The organism is Pseudomonas sp. XWY-1, assembly GCF_002953115.1.
Classification (GTDB): Bacteria; Pseudomonadota; Gammaproteobacteria; order Pseudomonadales; family Pseudomonadaceae; genus Aquipseudomonas; species Aquipseudomonas alloputida.
Genome location: NZ_CP026332.1, coordinates 5,336,718 through 5,354,622 on the forward strand (window position 1 = coordinate 5,336,718; position 17,905 = coordinate 5,354,622).

16 protein-coding genes are annotated in these 17,905 nt (G+C 62.9%); 5 read left to right on the plus strand and 11 right to left on the minus strand.

Going from position 1 to position 17,905, the window contains the following annotated elements; all coding sequences use genetic code 11:
- Nucleotides 1-10 precede the first annotated feature (10 nt).
- Complete coding sequence (locus PRJ_RS24975) at nucleotides 11-901, minus strand: LysR family transcriptional regulator (RefSeq protein ID WP_104886980.1); 891 nt, start codon at nucleotides 899-901, stop codon at nucleotides 11-13.
- Between the two features lie 86 nt (nucleotides 902-987).
- Between PRJ_RS24975 and PRJ_RS24980 the strand changes: the two genes are divergently transcribed.
- From PRJ_RS24980 to PRJ_RS24995, 4 genes are all read left to right on the plus strand, one after another.
- Nucleotides 988-1,320, plus strand: coding sequence for a multidrug efflux SMR transporter (locus PRJ_RS24980; protein WP_004577390.1), 333 nt, complete (start codon nucleotides 988-990; stop codon nucleotides 1,318-1,320).
- Between the two features lie 88 nt (nucleotides 1,321-1,408).
- The gene (locus tag PRJ_RS24985) at nucleotides 1,409-2,584 is read left to right on the plus strand and encodes an FAD-binding oxidoreductase (protein ID WP_104962660.1); all 1,176 of its coding nucleotides are present in this window, start codon (nucleotides 1,409-1,411) and stop codon (nucleotides 2,582-2,584) included.
- Nucleotides 2,581-3,393, plus strand: coding sequence for an aldo/keto reductase (locus PRJ_RS24990; protein ID WP_064492584.1), 813 nt, complete (start codon nucleotides 2,581-2,583; stop codon nucleotides 3,391-3,393). Before PRJ_RS24985 ends, PRJ_RS24990 begins: the two co-directional genes overlap by 4 nt.
- 58 nt (nucleotides 3,394-3,451) lie before the next feature.
- Nucleotides 3,452-4,420 carry a hypothetical protein gene (locus PRJ_RS24995; protein ID WP_003249451.1) on the plus strand — a complete coding sequence of 323 codons (969 nt, stop codon included), beginning with the start codon at nucleotides 3,452-3,454 and terminating at the stop codon, nucleotides 4,418-4,420.
- A gap of 81 nt (nucleotides 4,421-4,501) precedes the next feature.
- On the opposite strand, the gene hldE is transcribed toward PRJ_RS24995, so the two are convergent.
- The 3 genes from hldE to PRJ_RS25010 all read right to left on the minus strand — a co-directional run bounded on the left by hldE (nucleotide 4,502) and on the right by PRJ_RS25010 (nucleotide 9,053).
- Nucleotides 4,502-5,923 (minus strand): bifunctional D-glycero-beta-D-manno-heptose-7-phosphate kinase/D-glycero-beta-D-manno-heptose 1-phosphate adenylyltransferase HldE, encoded by a 1,422-nt coding sequence (hldE, locus tag PRJ_RS25000; RefSeq protein WP_104962661.1) that lies wholly within the window; start codon nucleotides 5,921-5,923, stop codon nucleotides 4,502-4,504.
- 130 nt (nucleotides 5,924-6,053) lie between these two features.
- A complete protein-coding gene (msbA, locus tag PRJ_RS25005; protein WP_064492585.1) occupies nucleotides 6,054-7,862 on the minus strand; it encodes a lipid A export permease/ATP-binding protein MsbA in 1,809 nt (602 codons plus the stop codon).
- A 15-nt stretch (nucleotides 7,863-7,877) separates the two neighbouring features.
- The gene (locus PRJ_RS25010) at nucleotides 7,878-9,053 is read right to left on the minus strand and encodes an O-antigen ligase (RefSeq protein WP_104962662.1); all 1,176 of its coding nucleotides are present in this window, start codon (nucleotides 9,051-9,053) and stop codon (nucleotides 7,878-7,880) included.
- A gap of 100 nt (nucleotides 9,054-9,153) precedes the next feature.
- On the opposite strand from PRJ_RS25010, the gene PRJ_RS25015 reads away from it, so the two are divergent.
- On the plus strand, nucleotides 9,154-9,759 hold the full coding sequence (locus PRJ_RS25015; protein WP_020191475.1) for a hypothetical protein: 606 nt from the start codon (nucleotides 9,154-9,156) through the stop codon (nucleotides 9,757-9,759).
- 3 nt (nucleotides 9,760-9,762) lie between these two features.
- Here the strand turns inward: PRJ_RS25015 and PRJ_RS25020 are convergent, their stop codons facing one another.
- The 7 genes from PRJ_RS25020 to PRJ_RS25050 all read right to left on the minus strand — a co-directional run bounded on the left by PRJ_RS25020 (nucleotide 9,763) and on the right by PRJ_RS25050 (nucleotide 17,903).
- Complete coding sequence (locus PRJ_RS25020) at nucleotides 9,763-10,854, minus strand: glycosyltransferase (RefSeq protein WP_020191476.1); 1,092 nt, start codon at nucleotides 10,852-10,854, stop codon at nucleotides 9,763-9,765.
- Between the two features lie 37 nt (nucleotides 10,855-10,891).
- The gene (locus tag PRJ_RS25025) at nucleotides 10,892-11,665 is read right to left on the minus strand and encodes a glycosyltransferase family 2 protein (RefSeq protein ID WP_010955517.1); all 774 of its coding nucleotides are present in this window, start codon (nucleotides 11,663-11,665) and stop codon (nucleotides 10,892-10,894) included.
- A 65-nt stretch (nucleotides 11,666-11,730) separates the two neighbouring features.
- Nucleotides 11,731-12,687, minus strand: coding sequence for a glycosyltransferase (locus PRJ_RS25030; protein WP_003249439.1), 957 nt, complete (start codon nucleotides 12,685-12,687; stop codon nucleotides 11,731-11,733).
- A gap of 48 nt (nucleotides 12,688-12,735) precedes the next feature.
- Nucleotides 12,736-14,139, minus strand: a complete 1,404-nt coding sequence (locus tag PRJ_RS25035; RefSeq protein ID WP_104962663.1) for a PIG-L deacetylase family protein — start codon at nucleotides 14,137-14,139, stop codon at nucleotides 12,736-12,738.
- Nucleotides 14,136-15,032: an antimicrobial resistance protein Mig-14 gene (locus PRJ_RS25040; protein WP_104962664.1), complete on the minus strand. Its 897-nt coding sequence runs from the start codon at nucleotides 15,030-15,032 to the stop codon at nucleotides 14,136-14,138. Before PRJ_RS25040 ends, PRJ_RS25035 begins: the two co-directional genes overlap by 4 nt.
- Nucleotides 15,032-16,162, minus strand: coding sequence for a glycosyltransferase (locus tag PRJ_RS25045; protein ID WP_104962665.1), 1,131 nt, complete (start codon nucleotides 16,160-16,162; stop codon nucleotides 15,032-15,034). Before PRJ_RS25045 ends, PRJ_RS25040 begins: the two co-directional genes overlap by 1 nt.
- The gene (locus PRJ_RS25050) at nucleotides 16,146-17,903 is read right to left on the minus strand and encodes a carbamoyltransferase (RefSeq protein WP_003249431.1); all 1,758 of its coding nucleotides are present in this window, start codon (nucleotides 17,901-17,903) and stop codon (nucleotides 16,146-16,148) included. The genes PRJ_RS25045 and PRJ_RS25050 overlap by 17 nt, the downstream gene beginning before the upstream one ends.
- Nucleotides 17,904-17,905 lie beyond the last annotated feature (2 nt).

The window sequence follows — 17,905 nt, forward strand, 5'->3', positions numbered from 1 at the left end:
GCGGCTAAGTCTACCCGATCGCGCGAAGGTGCACTGCAAAGCGCTCGGCCAGCCACTGCGCGGCCGGGCCCAGAGGTTCATCGCGGCGCCAGGCCAGCTCTGCCACCAAGGCCGGCGGCCGCCAGTTGCTGTCCAGTTCGACCATGTGCGCCTGGTAGGTCGGGTACTGCACCACATGCCGGGGTAACCAGGCCCAGCCCAGGCCGCGCATCAGCAGTTCGGCCATGGCGTAGAAGCTGTCGGCACGCCATACCTGCGGGCTGATCGCCTCGCCGCCGGGGTAACCGCTTTGTTGTGGCGTGATCAGCAACTGCCGGTGGCGGGCCAATTGTTGGCGAGTGACCCGGCCTTCGCCCGCCAGCGGGTGGCCGACCGCGCACACCGTGACCATCTCCACGCTGCCCAAGGCACGGCGTTCCAAGGAAGCCGGGATGCTTTCGTGGAGGAAGAACAGGCCCAGATCGGCGCGCCGCTCCACCAGCTTGCGCGCCACATCGCCCTGGGCTCCGCTGGCCAGTTGCACCTCCAGGAACGGGTAGCGGCTCGCCAGTTCGTCGAGGCTGTCGATCACCGGCTGATACGGCATGGCTTCGTCCTGCGCGACCCGCAGCAAGGCCTCCTGCCCGCGCATCAGGGCCAGGGCGCGGCCATCCAGGCGTTCGCACTGGCGTAACAATTCGCGGGCGTCCTCCAGCAAGGCGCTGCCGTTTTCAGTCAATTTCGGTTGCCGGCCGCTGCTGCGTTCGAACAGGGTGACCCCTAGGTCGGTTTCGAGCAGCGCGATGGCACTGCTGATCGCCGACTGGGCTTTGTGCTGCTCACGTGCCACCGCGGAGAACGAGCGCAGTTCTGCAACGCGCAGAAAGGTACGCAATTGTTCAAGGTTCCACTGCTCGGCCATCAACCTATCTCCCACATTGATAGGTAATGACTTTACCCCATCCAGGCAACGTCTAGAATGCCCGCTCAGTAACGGAGGATCCCGCCATGAATGCCTATACCTACCTCGCCATTGCCATCTGCGCCGAAGTCATCGCCACTGCCTCGATGAAGGCGGTGAAAGGCCTGAGCACGCCGTTGCCACTGCTGCTGATGGTGGTTGGCTATGGCATTGCGTTCTGGATGCTGACGCTGGTGGTCCGCAGCATTCCGGTGGGGATTGCCTACGCCATCTGGTCGGGGCTGGGGATTGTGCTGATCAGTGTGGCGGCGCTGGTGATCTATGGGCAGAAGCTGGATATGCCGGCGATGCTTGGCATGGCCATGATCGTGGGTGGCGTGGTGGTGATTCAGCTGTTCTCGAAGACCGCTGGGCATTGAGAGCCCGTGTGCGGGGCTCGCCGACGATAGGGCCATCTCAGGTATAGCCTGTATACTTGCCAGCTGTCCCAGTCTTCGAGGTACCGCCATGCCATCTGCCATTTCCACTGACGTGCTGATCGTCGGCGCCGGGGTCGCAGGCCTCTGGCTCAATGCCCGCCTGCGCCGCCTGGGCTACTCGACAGTGCTGGTGGAGCGCGCCAGCCTTGGCGGCGAGCAGACCATCAAGTCGCAGGGCATCATCCACGGCGGCACCAAATACGCCCTGCACGGCGCCCTGACCGGCGCCTCGGAAGCCATCGCCGACATGCCGCGCCGCTGGCGCGAGGCCTTGGCCGGCAACGGCGAACTCGACCTCGGGCGTACCCGCCTGCTCTCCGATGCCCACTACCTGTGGTCGCCGGGCACCTTGGCCGGCAACCTCACAAGCTTCTTCGCCAGCAAGGCCGTGCGCGGCCGGGTCGACCAGGTCAAGGGTGACCAGCTGCCACCGGCACTGCAGGACCGCGCGTTCAAGGGCAAGGTGTACCGCTTGGCGGAACTGGTGATCGATGTCCCGAGCCTGCTGGCCAACCTGGCCGAGCTGGCCGGCGAATCCTTGCTGGCAGGTGAGCGCATCGAACCCTTGCGTGAAGGTAATACGTTGGTCGGCCTGCGCGTGGACGACCGGGAAATCCGTGCCCAACGCATCGTATTGAGTGCCGGAGCCGGCACCGAAGGCTTGCTGCAGGCGCTGGGCCTGGATCAGCCGGCCATGCAAACCCGCCCGCTGCACATGGTCATGGCCAAGGGCCCGAACCTGAAACCTTTGTACGCCCACTGCCTTGGCGGCGGGCCCAAGCCGCGGGTAACGGTGACCACCCATCCGGCAGCCGATGGCCAGTGGGTCTGGTACCTCGGTGGGGACCTGGCCGAAGCCGATGGCGTGGCGCGCGAGCCGGCAGCGCAGATTGCTGCAGCGCAGAAGGAAATCGCCAACCTCCTGCCCTGGGTCGATCAGAGCCTGGTGCGCTGGGCCACACTGCGCGTCGACCGCGCAGAGCCTGCGCAATCCGGCCTGGCACGCCCGGACAACGCCTTCCTTGCCGACCAGCAGCGCCTGCTGGTGGGCTGGCCGACCAAACTGGCACTGGCACCGGACTTCAGCGACCGGGTGATCAGCCACCTGGAGCGCGACGGCATTCGTCCACAAGCACAGGCCGACCTGGCCGACCTCCCACGCCCTCCACTGAGCGTACCGGCCTGGGAGCAGTTGCTGCCATGAGCCTGCCAACCCTGCACGCATTCCATCGCCCGCTGGGCAGCACCGGCCTCACGGTCTCCCCACTGGGCCTCGGCACGGTCAAGCTGGGCCGCGATCAGGGCGTGAAGTACCCCAGTGGCTTCACGATCCCCGGCGATGAGGAAGCCCGCCTGTTACTGGCCCAGGCCCGCGAGCTTGGCATCAACCTGATCGACACCGCCCCGGCCTACGGCCGTAGCGAAGAACGCCTGGGCCCGCTGCTGCGCGGCCAACGTGATGAATGGGTAATCGTCAGCAAGGTCGGTGAAGAGTTCGAGGAAGGCCTGTCGCATTTCGACTTCAGCGCTGCCCACACCCGCCGCTCGGTGGAGCGCAGCCTGCGCCGGCTCGAAACCGACCGCATCGAACTGGTGCTGGTGCATTCCGACGGCAATGACCTGGCCATCCTCGAACAGCAGGAGGTCTACCAGACCCTGGCCGAACTCAAGCAGGAGGGCAAGATCCTCGGTTTCGGGCTGTCCGGCAAGACCGTCGCCGGCGGCCTGAAGGCACTGGAGCAAGGCGACTGCGCCATGGTCACCTACAACCTCAACGAACAGGCAGAACGCCCGGTGCTGGACTACGCTGCCGAACACGGCAAGGCCATCCTGGTAAAGAAGGCCTTGGCGAGCGGGCATATCTGCCTGGCCCCGGGCGTCGACCCGGTGCAGGCCAGCTTCGAGCTGCTATTCGCCCACCCGGGCGTCAGCAGTGCTATTGTCGGCACCATCAACCCGTTGCACCTGGCCCACAACGTGGCCACCGTCGCCCGCATCCTGGGCCAGCATTGAGTTACCTCAGGCTCCCGACTCAGGGACTGAAGACTGACCCGACGCAAGGAGGAGCCTCGTGGCGCGAACGCTGATCCGCAAGAACCCGAGCAACTTCAAGACACTGCCACTGCATGTCGAGGCCACGCCCGAAGGCTTGATCTACCAAAGCATCGGCATGCCGCTGAACTTTGCCCAGACCCAGCAACGGCGCAAGGCCATCCAGTTACCCGATACACAACACTTCGTGGTCGAACTGGCCAACCTGGGCGTGTCAGTGCGCCTCACGCTGCATTGGCAGAACCGCGATTACTGGGTACTGGTGCGTCAGCGCCGACAAGACCGTGGCGATGTGGTACTGAAACTGATTTCCGGTTATGTACCGGCGCAGGAGCTGAACCTGCCGCTGCACACGGCCGTACAGGAAGTGGCCGAGGAGTGCCTGCTGGAAACCCCGGAAGGTTGGCTGGGCGGGCGCTTCAACGACACCTGGCTGCCCATCCCCTACGCCGCCGCCCTGCACTACCGCGAAACACCCCACTTCGTGCTGGCTCCGGAGTCCGGTGCCGCACGCCCGGTGCATTGCGGCAAGCTGATGCTCCTGGAGCGCCCACGGGCCTATGTGCACTTGCCCACCGCTTCGCTACAGCTGATCTATGACATGCGCCTGCAAGTGCCCCGGGACGCCAAGAAACTCAGCTTGTTCCACGTTGACGAGCGGCTGGAGGGCGACCAGCTGGTGGCGCGGCTCAACCGCAAACGCCCCGACCTGTACCTGATGCCATTGAAGGACGGCCAGCCACTGGCAGAGCTGTACACGCTGAAAAAGGATGAGCTGGTGCCGGCGAGTACGCGTGGGCTGTACCTGGCAGAAAGTTTTGCCCGGCAGGAAGGCTGGGTGGTGGCAGATGAACGGGTACGCTGGAAGGATTGGGTGAAGCAGCAGGGGTTGGTGGAAAGCAAGCCCGCAAGGGCGTCGCACTTGCAAAGGTTTGGCGACAAGGCGCGAGCGCTGCTGGAGCGGGCGCGGACCTCGCTGAACAAGTGACATCCCGGGAGCTTTCGCCTGCTTGCTGGGGCGGGTAAACCCGCCCCAGCCGAGGGCCGCCACAACGGCCCCAAGGTCAGATCAGTTCTTGCGAATTTTCTCGACAATCGCCGTGGTCGAGCTGTTCTCGACCAGCCCCAGCACCTTCACGGTGCCGCCATAGCCCTTGACGATATCAGCGCCAACCACCTGGTCGATGCCATAGTCTCCACCCTTGACCAACACATCCGGCTTGACCTGGCTCAGCAGGTTTTCCGGGGTGCCTTCCGGGAAACTGATCACCCAGTCCACCGCGCCCAAACCGGCCAGCACGGCCATACGCCGGTCAACGCTGTTGATCGGCCGGCCCGGCCCCTTCAGGCGGCTTACCGAGGCATCGTCGTTTACCGCAACGATCAGGCGATCACCCTGGGCCCGCGCCTGTTCCAGGTAGGTGACATGCCCGGCATGCAGGATGTCGAAGCAGCCATTGGTAAAGACGATCTTCTCGTTGTGCGCCCGCGCGTCATCAATGGCCAGCAGCAGTTGCTCAAGGCCCAGCACGCCGCGTTCGGAGCCTTCCTCACGCTGGATGGCCCGACGCAGCTCAGGGGCGCTGATGGCAGCCGTACCCAGCTTGCCGACCACAATGCCCGCCGCCAGGTTGGCCAGGGCCACCGCATGGGGCAGGTCCTCACCCGCAGCAATGGCCGCGGCAAGGGTGGAAATGACAGTATCGCCGGCACCGGTCACATCGAACACTTCGCGTGCCCGCGCTGGCAGGTGCAACGGCGGCTGACCAACGCGCAGCAGGGTCATGCCATGCTCACCGCGGGTGACCAGCAGGGCGCCCAGGTCCAGGTCCTGCAGCAACTGCAAGCCCTTGGCGACCAGTTCGGCCTCATCGACGCAACGGCCGACGATGGTCTCGAACTCGCTGAGGTTCGGGGTAATCAGGCTGGCGCCACGGTAGATGGAAAAGTCCTTGCCCTTGGGGTCGGCCAGCACCGGAATGCCCTTGGCCCGCGCCGCCTGGATCAGGTTTTGGTGATTTTTCAGTGCGCCTTTGCCGTAGTCGGACAGGACCAGCACCTTGACGCCTTCGAGCAGGCTGTCGACCTCCGCGCCCAGCGACAGTGGGTCGGTGGCGAACGGCTCTTCGAAATCGATACGCAGCAACTGCTGGTGACGGCTCATGACCCGCAGCTTGACGATAGTCGGCTGGTGCGCGATGCGCTGGAACACCGAACGGACACCGGCAGCCTGCAGGCTGTTGGCCAGGCTGTCGGCAGCCTCATCCTGGCCGGTGACGCCGATCAGCGAAGCCGGCGCGCCCAGCGCAGCAATGTTCAAGGCAACGTTGGCCGCGCCGCCGGGGCGATCCTCGATCTGATCGACCTTGACCACCGGAACTGGCGCTTCAGGCGAAATACGCGAAGTACCGCCATGCCAGTAGCGGTCGAGCATGACATCGCCGACCACCAGTACCGGGGCTTGATCGAAACGCGGCATGGACAACTTCATGGGCAACCCATATGGAAATAATGAACAGGGGCAGGATATTAGCACAGGGTAGTCAATGGCTTTGTGGCCAGATCATCCCTGGAAAATTCCCGTGACAATCGGGGCCATGACGGCCCCGATCAAGGAGGGTTCAGGTGATATCGGCCTTGGCCGGCTCATCCAGCCCCATGGCATGCAGGCGGGCATAATGGCCATTGGCCGCAAGCAGCTCGGCGTGAGTACCGCGCTCGACCAGGCGGCCCTGGTCCATGACCAGGATCTGGTCGGCCTTCTCGATGGTCGACAGGCGATGAGCAATCACCAGCGTGGTACGGCCTTGCATCACGTGATCCAGGGCGGCCTGGATATGCCGCTCGGACTCGGTATCCAACGCCGAAGTCGCTTCGTCGAGGATCAGCAACGGCGCGTTTTTAAGCAGCGCACGGGCAATTGCCAGGCGCTGGCGCTGGCCACCGGAAAGCAGTACACCGTTCTCACCCACTTCGGTATCGAAGCCCTTTGGCAGCCGGTCGACGAATTCCTTGGCATAGGCATCGGCCGCGGCGGCTTCGATGTCTGCGCGCGGCGCGCCGGCCAGATCGCCATAAGCGATGTTGTTGGCCACCGTGTCGTTGAACAGGGTCACATGCTGGGTGACTTGCGAAACATGGCGACGCAGGTTGCGCAGGCGATAGTGCTCGATCTCCACGCCATCGAGCAGGATCTGCCCCTTGTCGTGGTGATAGAAGCGCGGGATCAGCGCCGCCAGGGTGGACTTGCCACTGCCGGAGCGGCCGACCAGGGCGATCATCTGCCCGGGCTCGGCGACAAAACTGATATCGCTCAGCACTTCACGCTCGGTACCCGGGTAGGTAAAGCTCAGGTTACGCACTTCCAGGCGCCCTTCCACGCGTTCCTTCTCGACCGTACCAGTGTCCACTTCAGGCGCTTCGTCCAGTTGCTCGAAGATGCTCTCGGCACCTGCCAGGCCCTTCTGGATGGTCGAGCTGACTTCCGACAACTGGCGAATCGGCTTGGGCAGCAGGCCGGCAGCGGTGATATACGCCACCAGGTCACCAGCAGTAGAGTCCCCGCGCAGGAACAACACCAGGAACATCAGCGCAGCCATGGCGCTGTAGATCACCAGCTGAAGCATCGGCGTGTACAGCGAGCCGGTCTTGGTCATGCGCAGTTGCTTGTCGGTGTTGCTCTGGCTGGCCTGGCCGAATCGCTGCTGTTCGTAGGCCTCGCCACCGAAGCTACGGACCACGCGGTAACCCTGGATGGTTTCCGAGGCAACGTGGGTGACGTCGCCCATGGCTACCTGGATCTTCTTGCTCTGCTTGCGGAATTTCTTGCTGGCGATGCTGACCATAACCGCGATCACCGGCAAGATGGCGACCATCACCAGGGTCAAGTGCCAGTTCATCCAAAGCAGGTAGGCAAACAGGAACACCACGGTCAGGCCTTCGCGGATCACCACCTTGATGGCGTCGGTAGCGGCGCCGGTGACCATGGTCACATTGAAGGTAATGCGCGAAATCAGGTGCCCGGAGTTGTGGTTGTCGAAGTAGCGGTTGGGCAACACCAGCAGCTTGTTGAACAACGCCACCCGCAGGTCATGCACCAGGCTCAGAGAGACCTTGGCCAGGAAGTAGTTGCCGAGGAACGAGCCCAGGCCCTGCCACGCAGCGATCAGGATGATCAGCAGCGGCACCGCCTGCAGCAATTGCAGGTCACGCAGGTAGGGGACGTTGGGGAACAATACCGCTTCGGGGTTGCTCAGCCCATCGACGAAGTACTTGAGAATGCCGGCCAGCATTGGCTGGGTCGAGGCAAAGATCACGAAACCGACAATGCTCAGCAGGAAAATGCCGACATAGGGTTTCACATAGCTCAACAGCCGGAAGTAGATCTTCAGGCTGGAGGTGTGCTCCGCTGGTCGCGGTGTTTCGGCCATTATCGAGCTCGCTGTTCAGGTTGAACCGGCAATTTTACCACAGGCGTCATTTTCGGCACGCCCCCATGGCAGCAACATGGCAAGGCCCACCGGCAGCCAGCTGATGAACCATTCGGCACGTGGCGTACCGGTGAGGCTGGCGGCATCGAACTGCATGGCCAGGGTCGAATAGACCCAGAAGCCCAGCAGCACCTTGCCGAACAGGGTGCCACGGGCGCGCACGATTTCGCCCAGCGTAAGCAGCCATACCATTACCCACAGCAACATGCCGGGCAAGCCCATTTCAACGGCAACATGGGTGAACATGTTGTGGGTGTGATCGAAGTGCATGCCGACGGCGCTCACTTCGTAATCAGCCCCCAGGCCAAGACCAGTCCAAGGGTGCGCGGCAATCATCTGGAGAACGGCATGGAAAATTTCCGGCCGGTAGGACGAGCCCCGTTGGGCGATAACGTCGTACACGGCCAAAAAGGCCAGGCCGGTGGCAAGCAGTGCCAGAACAGAGAACACCCGGCTGTGGCGGTCACGGAACCACAACGGCGCCATCACCACGGTAATCACCAGTGCCAGAACCGCACCACGGCTCTGGCTGAGCATGGCGAAGGCCCCCAGGCAAGCCAGTACCGCCAGCCACAACAACTGCAAGCCACGTCGCCGAGGTGGCTCGTAGAGCATCAAGAGCAAGGCCGAACCAATGACATAAGCCCCCAGGATGGGGTGGGATATCTCGCCGATACCCGCCAGCCTGAACAACAAAGGCGCACGCTGCACCCCATAGAACTTGATGATGGAGACCAACGCAGCGATGGCCAGCAGCGCGCTGCCAAGCAGCAATAACTGACGAATGCGGGCTTGGCCAAGCTGGGCCAACAGCGGAAACGCCAGCAGGAACACCAGAATGTAGAGCAAGCGCTTGAGCTCGCGCATGGGCTCCTCGGCGGGCGACCATGCCAGGCTCAGGCCGCTCCAGGCCAACAGCAGCAGCACACTCCCCCACAACGCCGGTTGCCGCCTCCAGGCTTGCACCAGCACACCTCGGGCCGACCAGGCCAATACCAGCGTTGGCAGCCACAAGAACAACACCAGACCTTGCTGATAAACCTTGTTGCTGGGTGCCAGGGCAATCGCCGCCAGGAACCAGACCAGGCCCAAACCTAACCACGCTTGTGCCCAGTTTTTTTGATACAACATCCTTTCCCCCGATGAATCAGAAACACCATCCATGGTGCTACAGCATTATTTTCGGCATTATTGCCGGTCATTTTGCTCGCCAGACGACAAGGCTCTATTCATGCAATGCTCCCGGCTCACCCAGGTCGACTTCGATCAGCTGACACTCGGCGCACAGGTGCTTGAGGCAGACAGCCATGGCGCCAAAGTCTACCTGCTCACAGATGGAAATTTCCTCAAGGTTTTTCGTAGGAAGCGTCTGATTTCATCTGCACTGCTACGTCCTTACTCGCAGCGCTTCGTCGATAACGCCGCGCGCCTGGCGCAACTGGGCATCCCAACCCTCGAAGTGATCAGCCAGCACAAGCTCGACCTGCCGGGCCGCACTGCGGTGCTGTACCGCCCGCTACCCGGGCGAACGCTGCTGCAGATGTCGCGCGATGACGGCTTCAGCTGGGACACTTACCTGCCACGCCTGATCGAGCTGATCCGTCAGCTGCACCGCAGCGGCATTTATTTCCGCTCGCTGCACCTGGGCAACGTGGTGGTCACCCCCGACCAGCGTCTGGGCTTGATCGACGTGGCCGACATGCGCTTTCTGCGCCCGCCACTGTCGGCCCGCATGATTCGACGCAATGTGCAGCACATGGTGCGCTATATCGAGCGGGAGAACCTGGGCGACCGGTTCCCCCTTGCCGCCTTCGAGGCAGCCTTGCTGACACGCTGAAGGTCAGCTGCGCAACAGGCTCTGCGAGCCGCTGCAGAACGCCTGCCAGGCCTGCTCCGGTGCCAGTGCCTGGCGCTGCTTCGCGGCGATCGTCGATGCACTGAGCGCCGTACAGCGCTCAATCGCCTCAGCCCAGGCGCTTTCGTCGGCAACCGGCAGGTAGCCACCCGTGTCGCGCAATTGCTCGCGAAACACTTCCAGGTCGCTGCACACCACCGGTACATCGGCCATCACCGCCTCTTGCACCACCAACCCCAGGCCTTCGGAACGCGAAGGTACCAATAGCCAGTCGAATGCCCGATACAGCTGCTGCAGGTCTTCGCGGTGACCGCGCAGATGAACGCGCTCGGCCAGGCCCAACGCGTCGATACGCTGCTGCAGCACGGCATGCTGCGGCCCCTCGCCAATGATCGCCAGCTGCAAGCCCGGTTGCCGTGCACTGGCCCTGGCGAATGCCTCGATCAGCATTTCGAAGCCTTTGCTCTCTACCAATCGCCCTACCGCACCCAGCATCACCTCGGCGTCCTGAGGCAACTTCAGCGCCTGCCTGGCCTGATCCCGGTTCAGCAAAGGCTCGACGAATGCAAGCGGGTCGAGCGCCATGCGCAGCGTCTGCACCGGCCTGCCCAGGTCACGCTCCAGCGACTCGGCCAACGTCTGTGATACCGCCGCGATACTCAGACGCTCGGACGGAAAACTCTGCAACAAGCGGATATCGCTGGCATGCAGACGCGTCTTGCCATGGAACAGGACCTTGGCACGTACGTGCCCGATGCGCTGCAACAACGGCAGCACCAACCGGGCGACGCCAATACCATCGAGCAGCACCACTTCTGCCCCGGCCTCGGCCAATGCCTTGCGCAAGCGCATACGCAGCCACGGGCGCAGCAAGCGCCACAAGTGCCGCCCTTTGAGCGCACGTGAGGGCATATGCCATTCCCGGGTCGAACCGAGCCCACAGCAGAGCCCGCTCCCCAGCAGCAGCCAGTTACTGATCCGGGCATCGGCACCCGCGTTCGACAAGACCTGCCGGTGCACCTTGTGGATGGACATGTACGGCGTTCCACCCGCCCACATCATATTGACGATGTTCATGGGCCCTCTCCCGCTCAAGTCAGGTGGGACAGCGACTTCATTGAACAAAAATGGTGATTCCCATGCCGATCAAGGCCCCCGCAACCAGCGTCAATGCCAGCTTCAACCGATCACGCTGACGACGCTTGGCCTTACGCTCCACTTCAATGGGCAAGGTCACGTGATTGCCGAATCCAGTGTGCAATACTGCGTCACCCTCCAAGGTGACCGCTGTCAGATTTAACTCAGCGTAGCGGCGGGAAAGCGCCTTTTCTCCAGCATAGGCGGCAAATGGCGCACAGCGCTGGTAATCGCTCAATCGGCGCAGCCCAGGGTTGAGCGAGAACGCCTGCCACTCGGCCTTGTCGGACAGCAGCGGATAGCACGGCACCCCAGCGATCACCTGGCGATCGCCCAAGTGGATGTATGGGCTGTGGATGGCCAGGTCGTGGGCATGGCTGCGCAACCAGACCTGCAAGATGTTGGGACTGACATCAAGGATGGCCTGCGAGTCTTCGACAAAGCCTTGGCGATAGAATTGCCAGTCGTCTTCGCAGTGAAAAATGTACGGCGTCTTGACCTGGCTGTAGGCCAGGTCGATAGACGGCAACTGGCCAAGTTTGGGCCGGTTGACGAACACCTTGCAGTGCGGCTTCCAGTGCGCCGGCACAGCGGCATGCACAGCATCGTCGCCAGAGTCTTCGGTGATGAATACCTCGCGAATGGGCGCGGTGTTGTAGCGATCGAAACTCTCAAGGGTGTCTTTGAGCAGATCGAACCGCCCACAACTGGTCACGACGAGCGTGACGTCACTCTCATTTGAAAAGCGCACCGGATTCCCTCCGCATTACGACTATCGGCCTTCAACAACCCGCTCCTGGGCGTGAAAGCTCTTGTTTAGATGCCCAGCTTCAGACGCAGCCGCTGCCATGCAGACAATGGCGGGTGGGGCCTGAGCGCCGGGCGCATGTGGTCGACGATGCTACGTCCAACTGCGCCGAAACTAAAACGGGAAACCGCCAGATGGCGGCCATTTTCTGCAATCTGCCGGGCTAGCTCGGGGTTCGCGCGCAAACGACGGAGCTTTTCCTGAAGGGTCGGGATGTTGTCATAGAACACCACGTTGTGCATGTCTTGCAGGCCTAGCGCACGGTTCTCTTCCTCGCCCTGATCGTATGCCAGCAACACACAGCCACAGGCCATGGCTTCGAAGTTCTTGATCATATATTCGCCCATGCCGACATCGGCACTGACGAAGAAACGAATACGGTTGAGCGTGTTGCAGTAGTCCTCGCCCGACTTGGTACGGGTTACCAACAGGTTCTCGACCTGCCCCAACTCGTCCAGCAGTGCCTTGCGGCCGCTGTAGGCCACACTGTTGACGCTGCCGACAAAGGCCAGTTCGATATCACGCTCACGCCCTTGGTCAGCCAGCAACTGCTCGTCATAGCCCTTGGGCACGAACACCGCGTCGAAACCTTCCTGGCGCAAGCGCTCGCTGACCATGTAGCCGGAGCTGATCACCCGCGCCCATGGCAACTGGCGGTAATGAGCGCTGAACTTGCCGGTGTACTTGCACGGGATGTAGTTCTGGTAGGCGTCGTGCTCGAGAATCACCAGGTTCGGCACAGTGCGGATGAAGGCCACCTGGCGGATCTCCTGCTTGAAACGCAGGAAGAACACGATGCGGTCATAGCGCTCGACTTGCACCTCACGCTTGAAGTAACGGCGCAGGTTGCGCTGATCCTGGCTGGTCAGCCAGCGCAGGTCGCACTCGCAGTTGGCCGCGACGCCATCGTACAGGCGGTCAAGAATCGCCCGCTGTTCCTTCTGCACCAGAAATAGGACTTTCATTGCTTTCCTTGGGCGCTCTGCGCCTTCGCGGTCAACCATGGGGCGTGCTTACAGCTCACGCCGCCAGAACAGTTCGTGTCGGCGCACGGCCTTGCGGAAGAATTCGTTCTCCCCAAAAGGCGATGGCTGTCGCCCGGCAAGCCAGCGTTGCAGCAGGCGGCGCAGGCGGCGCTTGAACGGTGCCGGCGGCTGCAGGTCATGCATCATGCCCAAGGCCATCGCCTTGTCGCGCTGGGTCGCGCAGTCCAGCACCAGGCTGCAGGGTGCCCAGGCCTGGGCAGCGCTCAATTGCGGCGGTAAAGCCACGCCATCGCCACTGTCGCCCATCGGCCAGCGGTCGTTATCGTGCAGGTGGTTGGCGTAGCACAGCAAGGTTTGTGGCTGCCAGGTCATGCCTTGCAAGGCTTCCAATACCGCCGCCTGAGCGCAGATATGGTCCGGATGGGGGTCTAGCTGCGGGTGCGGCATCACCAGCACCTCTGGTTTGGCCAGCTCCAGCAAGGCTCGCAGGTCGGCCAGCAGGTTGTGCCAGGTGGGTGCGCCATCACGGTCGCCCGGTAACGGGAACGGGTTGAACTGGCGGAACACGCGGATATCGGCCAGGTCGGCTTCACGTGAGGCGGCCGGCTGGTCGGGTGCTGCCTGCATGGCAGGCAGCTGCAGGCAAAAGTAGCCCAGCTGTATGCAACGCGACTCCGGCACGCCGGCCCAACGCGGCACGACGATGCTGTCCCAGGCACGCAGGCGCCCCTTCAGGCGCGCGGCCTCGGCCTTTGCCAGGCCCATCTGCTGATAGTGCTCGGCCTCTATCTCACCGGCGGTCAGGGTCACCACCCAGCTTTCGTCGGCCTGGCTGTACAACCCATACGCGGCCAACTCGGCGTCATCGGCATGTGGCGCGATCACCATCACCCGGCGCCGCTGCAGCTCGACCGAGGGGGTTATCCACAGGCGCAACTGACCCTGCAGCCGGCAATGCCGGCCGCGCAGTCGCAACGTACCGGCCTGCAGTGGCGCAGCAAGACCCGTCAGGTTAAGGAAGCGCACGCCATCGACGCCACGCTCGAACGCTTGCCGATCGGCCTGTTCGCCAGCCAGCAGCTCGACCCGAGGGTCGAGAAAGCGCCCCAACCAGCTGCTCTTTAGCCGCAGCTCAAGCACCAGGGTTTCGTCACCCTGCAACGTGCAATCAGCCTTGAGCCAGCCATCGTGCAGGCTGGCAGGAACCTGCTGCACCTGATCGCCGAAGTCGTAGGCATAGTCCTCACCCGGTGCATAGAACAGGTGGTCGGCAAACCAGGCCTCATGGGCAGACCAGAGCAGCGGCAACAACAGCAGTGGCATCCACCACCAGCTGAAAACACCGAGGGCGACCAGCGCAACCAGGCCCGCCAGCAGCCCCAGGCGTTTGTTGCGCCGGTGGCGCTTGAGCAACTGCTGCTTGCGGCTCACGCTTGATACACCGGCACAGGGTTGCACCAGCGGTCCTTGTACTCACGGTCAGCACGGCCGAACGAGAACCGCAGCGGCTTGTTGCGTGACCGGGCGTCTTCCCAGGCGGCCTGGGTATTGAGGAAGCTCAGCACGCTACCTGGGCTGAAGGCCTTGGTTTCAGGGTCGACGCCGCCATTGATGTACTCGACGCTGATCCACTCCGGCGCTTCGACGCGGTACACCAGCTGGATGGCAATCGGCTTACCGTCCAGCAGCAACACCGAGCCGATCAGCAGCTCACGCAGGCGCTCCAGCACATCGGCCATACGTTCAGCACCGGTAGCCGGGAACCCCCAGCGGCGCAGGAACAGGTCGCAGTACATGCTGGCGATTTCCTGGGCACTGAAGTCGCTGATCGGGCGTACCACGCCACCCGCCTCTTCCAGCAGGCGCAGTTCACGGCGCTGGTTGTAGCGGAACTTCTTCGACAGGTCTTCAGGCGCCCGGGCCATGGCCAACTGCTCCTTCTGCGCCTTGAGGCCGCTGAAGCGGCCCTGGTTCAGTTCGGACAGGTAACGCATTGTATGGCGCAACGGCGCAGCGGCATCAGACGCCGCCGGCAGAATGATCTCGGCATTACCGAGGTCGAACAGGGCCTTCTTGCCAGCACGCTTCAGCACGTCCTTGGACAGCGCCAGGTGACGCCCCCAGGCCGGGATGGCGGCTTGCAGCTCGCCAGCCTGGTACCAGCCCAGGTAACGCACCGGGATCTGTGCCAGGTCCGCCAGTTGCTCGACCACCAGCGGATGGGTGGCGACACTGCCGCCAAAACGCGTCCACGCCTGGGCATAAGCCTTGGCATCGATAGCTTGCCAACCGCGTTCGCGGAAGGCCTGGATACGATTGAGCATCAGGCCTGCCCCACCAACGCGCGCACCTGTGGGAGTTGCCAGAAGGCCTCGCGCACCGCCTGGTCAGAGAAACGCTCACCGAGGCGCTGCAGCATGTGCCTGGCACAGGCCTGGCGCTGCCCAGCGTCCAGTACGGCCATGTGCTGCAGGCCCTGGGCCAGCTGCGCGGCGTCGCCCAACGGGAACAGCACGCCAACGCCCTCGACCACTTCGCGAGCACCGCCACAGGCCGTGGCCAACACCGGCACACCGGCAACCATCGCTTCGAGCAGGACCATGCCGAACGGCTCGTGATCGGAACTCAAAGCAAACACGTCGAACGCCTGGAAGTAACGGCGCGCATCCGGTACCTGGCCAAGAAAGTCGACTTGCCCGGCAATGCCAAGCTCGGCAGCCAACGCCTTGAGCCTGGCCTCCAGACGCCCCTTGCCGAGGATCGCCAGGCGGGCGCCAGCAGGTAGCCCCGGCAGTGCCTGGGCAAAACCGCGCAACAGGGTGGCCTGGTCCTTGTCCGGGTGCAGGCGCCCGACATTGCCGACGATCCACGCCTGAGGATCCAGGCCCAAGGCCTGGCGTGCGTCAGCGCGCGGCACCAGGGCTGCTTGCAAGGCGTCGATGTCGATGCGGTTGTACAGGGTCTGGATGCGTTCGGCCGGCCACTGCGGCAAGCAACGGCGCATATCGTCACGTACCGCGTCCGAAACACCCAACAGGCTCAGACGCTTGCTGAACAGGTTCGCGAACAAGCGGCGGCCTTTGCGCTGGTAGTCGCCAAAGGCATGGTGCACACCAATCACCGGCAGGCCGGTCCCCAGCAGGGCAACGTAGATCGGCTTGAAGCGATGGGCGATGCAGAAAGCGAAATTGCGCTCGGCCGCAATGCGCCGCAATGCGCGGATGGCGCCGAGTTTCAGGCCACGCACGGCCTTGGAACTGAACTCAAGGAACAGCACCTCGTCCGACGCACAGCCAGCCGCCACCTGCGCATCGGCGGCGCCGGTGAGGAACACCGTGGTCACCTGGTACCCACGCCCCTGAAACAGGCTGGCGTACTGACGGGCGCAGTCCAGGAACGGCCCGTCATAGCCATGGCAGAACTGCAGGATGCGCGGTTCAGAGCGGCTGGTCATACGGGGCCGCGCCGTCCTTCACAACCAGGATGTCTTCCATGATCAGGTACTGCAGGTCCGAGCCGAAGAACATGTTCAGGGCATCGGTCGGCGAGCAGATCATCGGTTCACCACGACGGTTCAGCGAGGTGTTCAGCGACACGCCGTTGCCAGTCAGGTCTTCCAGTGCCTTCATCATGTCGTAGTAGCGCGGGTTGTACTCGCGCTTGAGCACCTGGGCACGCGAAGTGCCGTCCTCGTGCACCACTTCCGGCACGCGGGTTTTCCACTCTTCAGCGACTTCGAAGGTGAAGGTCATGAACGGCGCGGGATGGTCGACCTTGATCATCTGCGGGGCGACAGTGTCGAGCATCGACGGGCAGAAAGGTCTCCAGCGTTCACGGAACTTGATCTGGTGGTTGATGCGGTCAGCCACGCCTTCCACGCTTGGGCAACCGATGATCGATCGGCCACCCAAGGCACGCGGCCCGAACTCCATGCGGCCCTGGAACCAGGCTACCGGGTTGCCATCGACCATGATCTGGGCGATCTGCTGCGGCATGTTCTCGAGTTTGCGCCACTTCGGCTGGTTCGGGTGACGGGCGCAGGCGGCGATCACGTCTTCGTTGGAGTACGACGGGCCGAGGTAGACGTGCTCCATCTTCTCGACCGGAACGCCACGGGCGTGGGAAACATAGGCAGCGGCGCCAACAGCAGTCCCGGCGTCGCCGGAGGCCGGCTGGACGAACAGCTCTTTCACGTCCGGACGGGCGATGATCTTCTGGTTGAGCTTGACGTTCAGCGCACAGCCGCCGGCGAAGGCCAGCTTGCCGGTTTCACGCAGGGTGTCGCCCAGGTAATGGTCGATCATTTGCAGCGCCAGTTTCTCGAACAGCGCCTGCATGCTGGCGGCGTAATGGATGTACGGCTCGTCGGCGATGTCGCCTTCGCGCTTGGGGCCCAGCCATTCGATCAGCTTTGGCGAGAAGTAGAAGCCCTTGCCCTTCTCTTTATAGCGGCGCAGGCCGATAACGTTGGCGTACTCGGTGTTGATGACCAACTCGCCGTTTTCGAAGCTGGCCAGACGCGAGAAATCATACTTGCTGGCGTCGCCATACGGCGCCATGCCCATGACCTTGAACTCGCCATCGAGCATTTCGAAGCCCAGGAACTCGGTAATGGCACCGTAAAGGCCACCCAGCGAGTCCGGGTCGAAGAATTCCTTGATCTTGTGGATCTTGCCGTTTTCGCCGTAACCAAAGAAGGTGGTGGCGTACTCGCCCTTGCCGTCAATGCCAAGGATTGCGGTTTTTTCCTTGAAACCCGAGCAATGATAAGCACTGGAAGCGTGGGCCAGGTGGTGCTCGACCGGCTCGATCTTGACCTTTTTCGGGTCGAAGCCCAGTTGCTCCAGGCACCAGACGATCTTCTTGCGATAGCGCTTGTAGCGACGGTTGCCCATCAGGATGGCATCGAGTGCACGATCCGGGGCGTACCAATAGCGCTTGGCATAGTGCCACCGCGCCTTGCCGAACAGGCTGATCGGGGCGAACGGGATGGCTACCACGTCGACGTCGGACGGCTTGATGCCTGCCTGTTCCAGGCAGAACTTCGCCGACTCGTAGGGCATGCGGTTCTTCGCATGCTTGTCACGCACGAAGCGCTCTTCTTCGGCGGCGGCAATCAGCTTGCCGTCAATGTACAGGGCCGCGGAAGGGTCATGGCTAAGGGCGCCGGACAGGCCAAGAATCGTCAATGCCAAGG

Coding starts and splice junctions, on each gene's coding strand:
- PRJ_RS24975 (WP_104886980.1), bottom strand. CDS start 901: ATGGCCGAGCAGTGGAACCTTGAACAATTGCGTACCTTTCTGCGCGTT.
- PRJ_RS24980 (WP_004577390.1), top strand. CDS start 988: ATGAATGCCTATACCTACCTCGCCATTGCCATCTGCGCCGAAGTCATC.
- PRJ_RS24985 (WP_104962660.1), top strand. CDS start 1,409: ATGCCATCTGCCATTTCCACTGACGTGCTGATCGTCGGCGCCGGGGTC.
- PRJ_RS24990 (WP_064492584.1), top strand. CDS start 2,581: ATGAGCCTGCCAACCCTGCACGCATTCCATCGCCCGCTGGGCAGCACC.
- hldE (WP_104962661.1), bottom strand. CDS start 5,923: ATGAAGTTGTCCATGCCGCGTTTCGATCAAGCCCCGGTACTGGTGGTC.
- msbA (WP_064492585.1), bottom strand. CDS start 7,862: ATGGCCGAAACACCGCGACCAGCGGAGCACACCTCCAGCCTGAAGATC.
- PRJ_RS25010 (WP_104962662.1), bottom strand. CDS start 9,053: ATGTTGTATCAAAAAAACTGGGCACAAGCGTGGTTAGGTTTGGGCCTG.
- PRJ_RS25015 (WP_020191475.1), top strand. CDS start 9,154: ATGCAATGCTCCCGGCTCACCCAGGTCGACTTCGATCAGCTGACACTC.
- PRJ_RS25020 (WP_020191476.1), bottom strand. CDS start 10,854: ATGAACATCGTCAATATGATGTGGGCGGGTGGAACGCCGTACATGTCC.
- PRJ_RS25030 (WP_003249439.1), bottom strand. CDS start 12,687: ATGAAAGTCCTATTTCTGGTGCAGAAGGAACAGCGGGCGATTCTTGAC.
- PRJ_RS25040 (WP_104962664.1), bottom strand. CDS start 15,032: ATGCTCAATCGTATCCAGGCCTTCCGCGAACGCGGTTGGCAAGCTATC.
- PRJ_RS25045 (WP_104962665.1), bottom strand. CDS start 16,162: ATGACCAGCCGCTCTGAACCGCGCATCCTGCAGTTCTGCCATGGCTAT.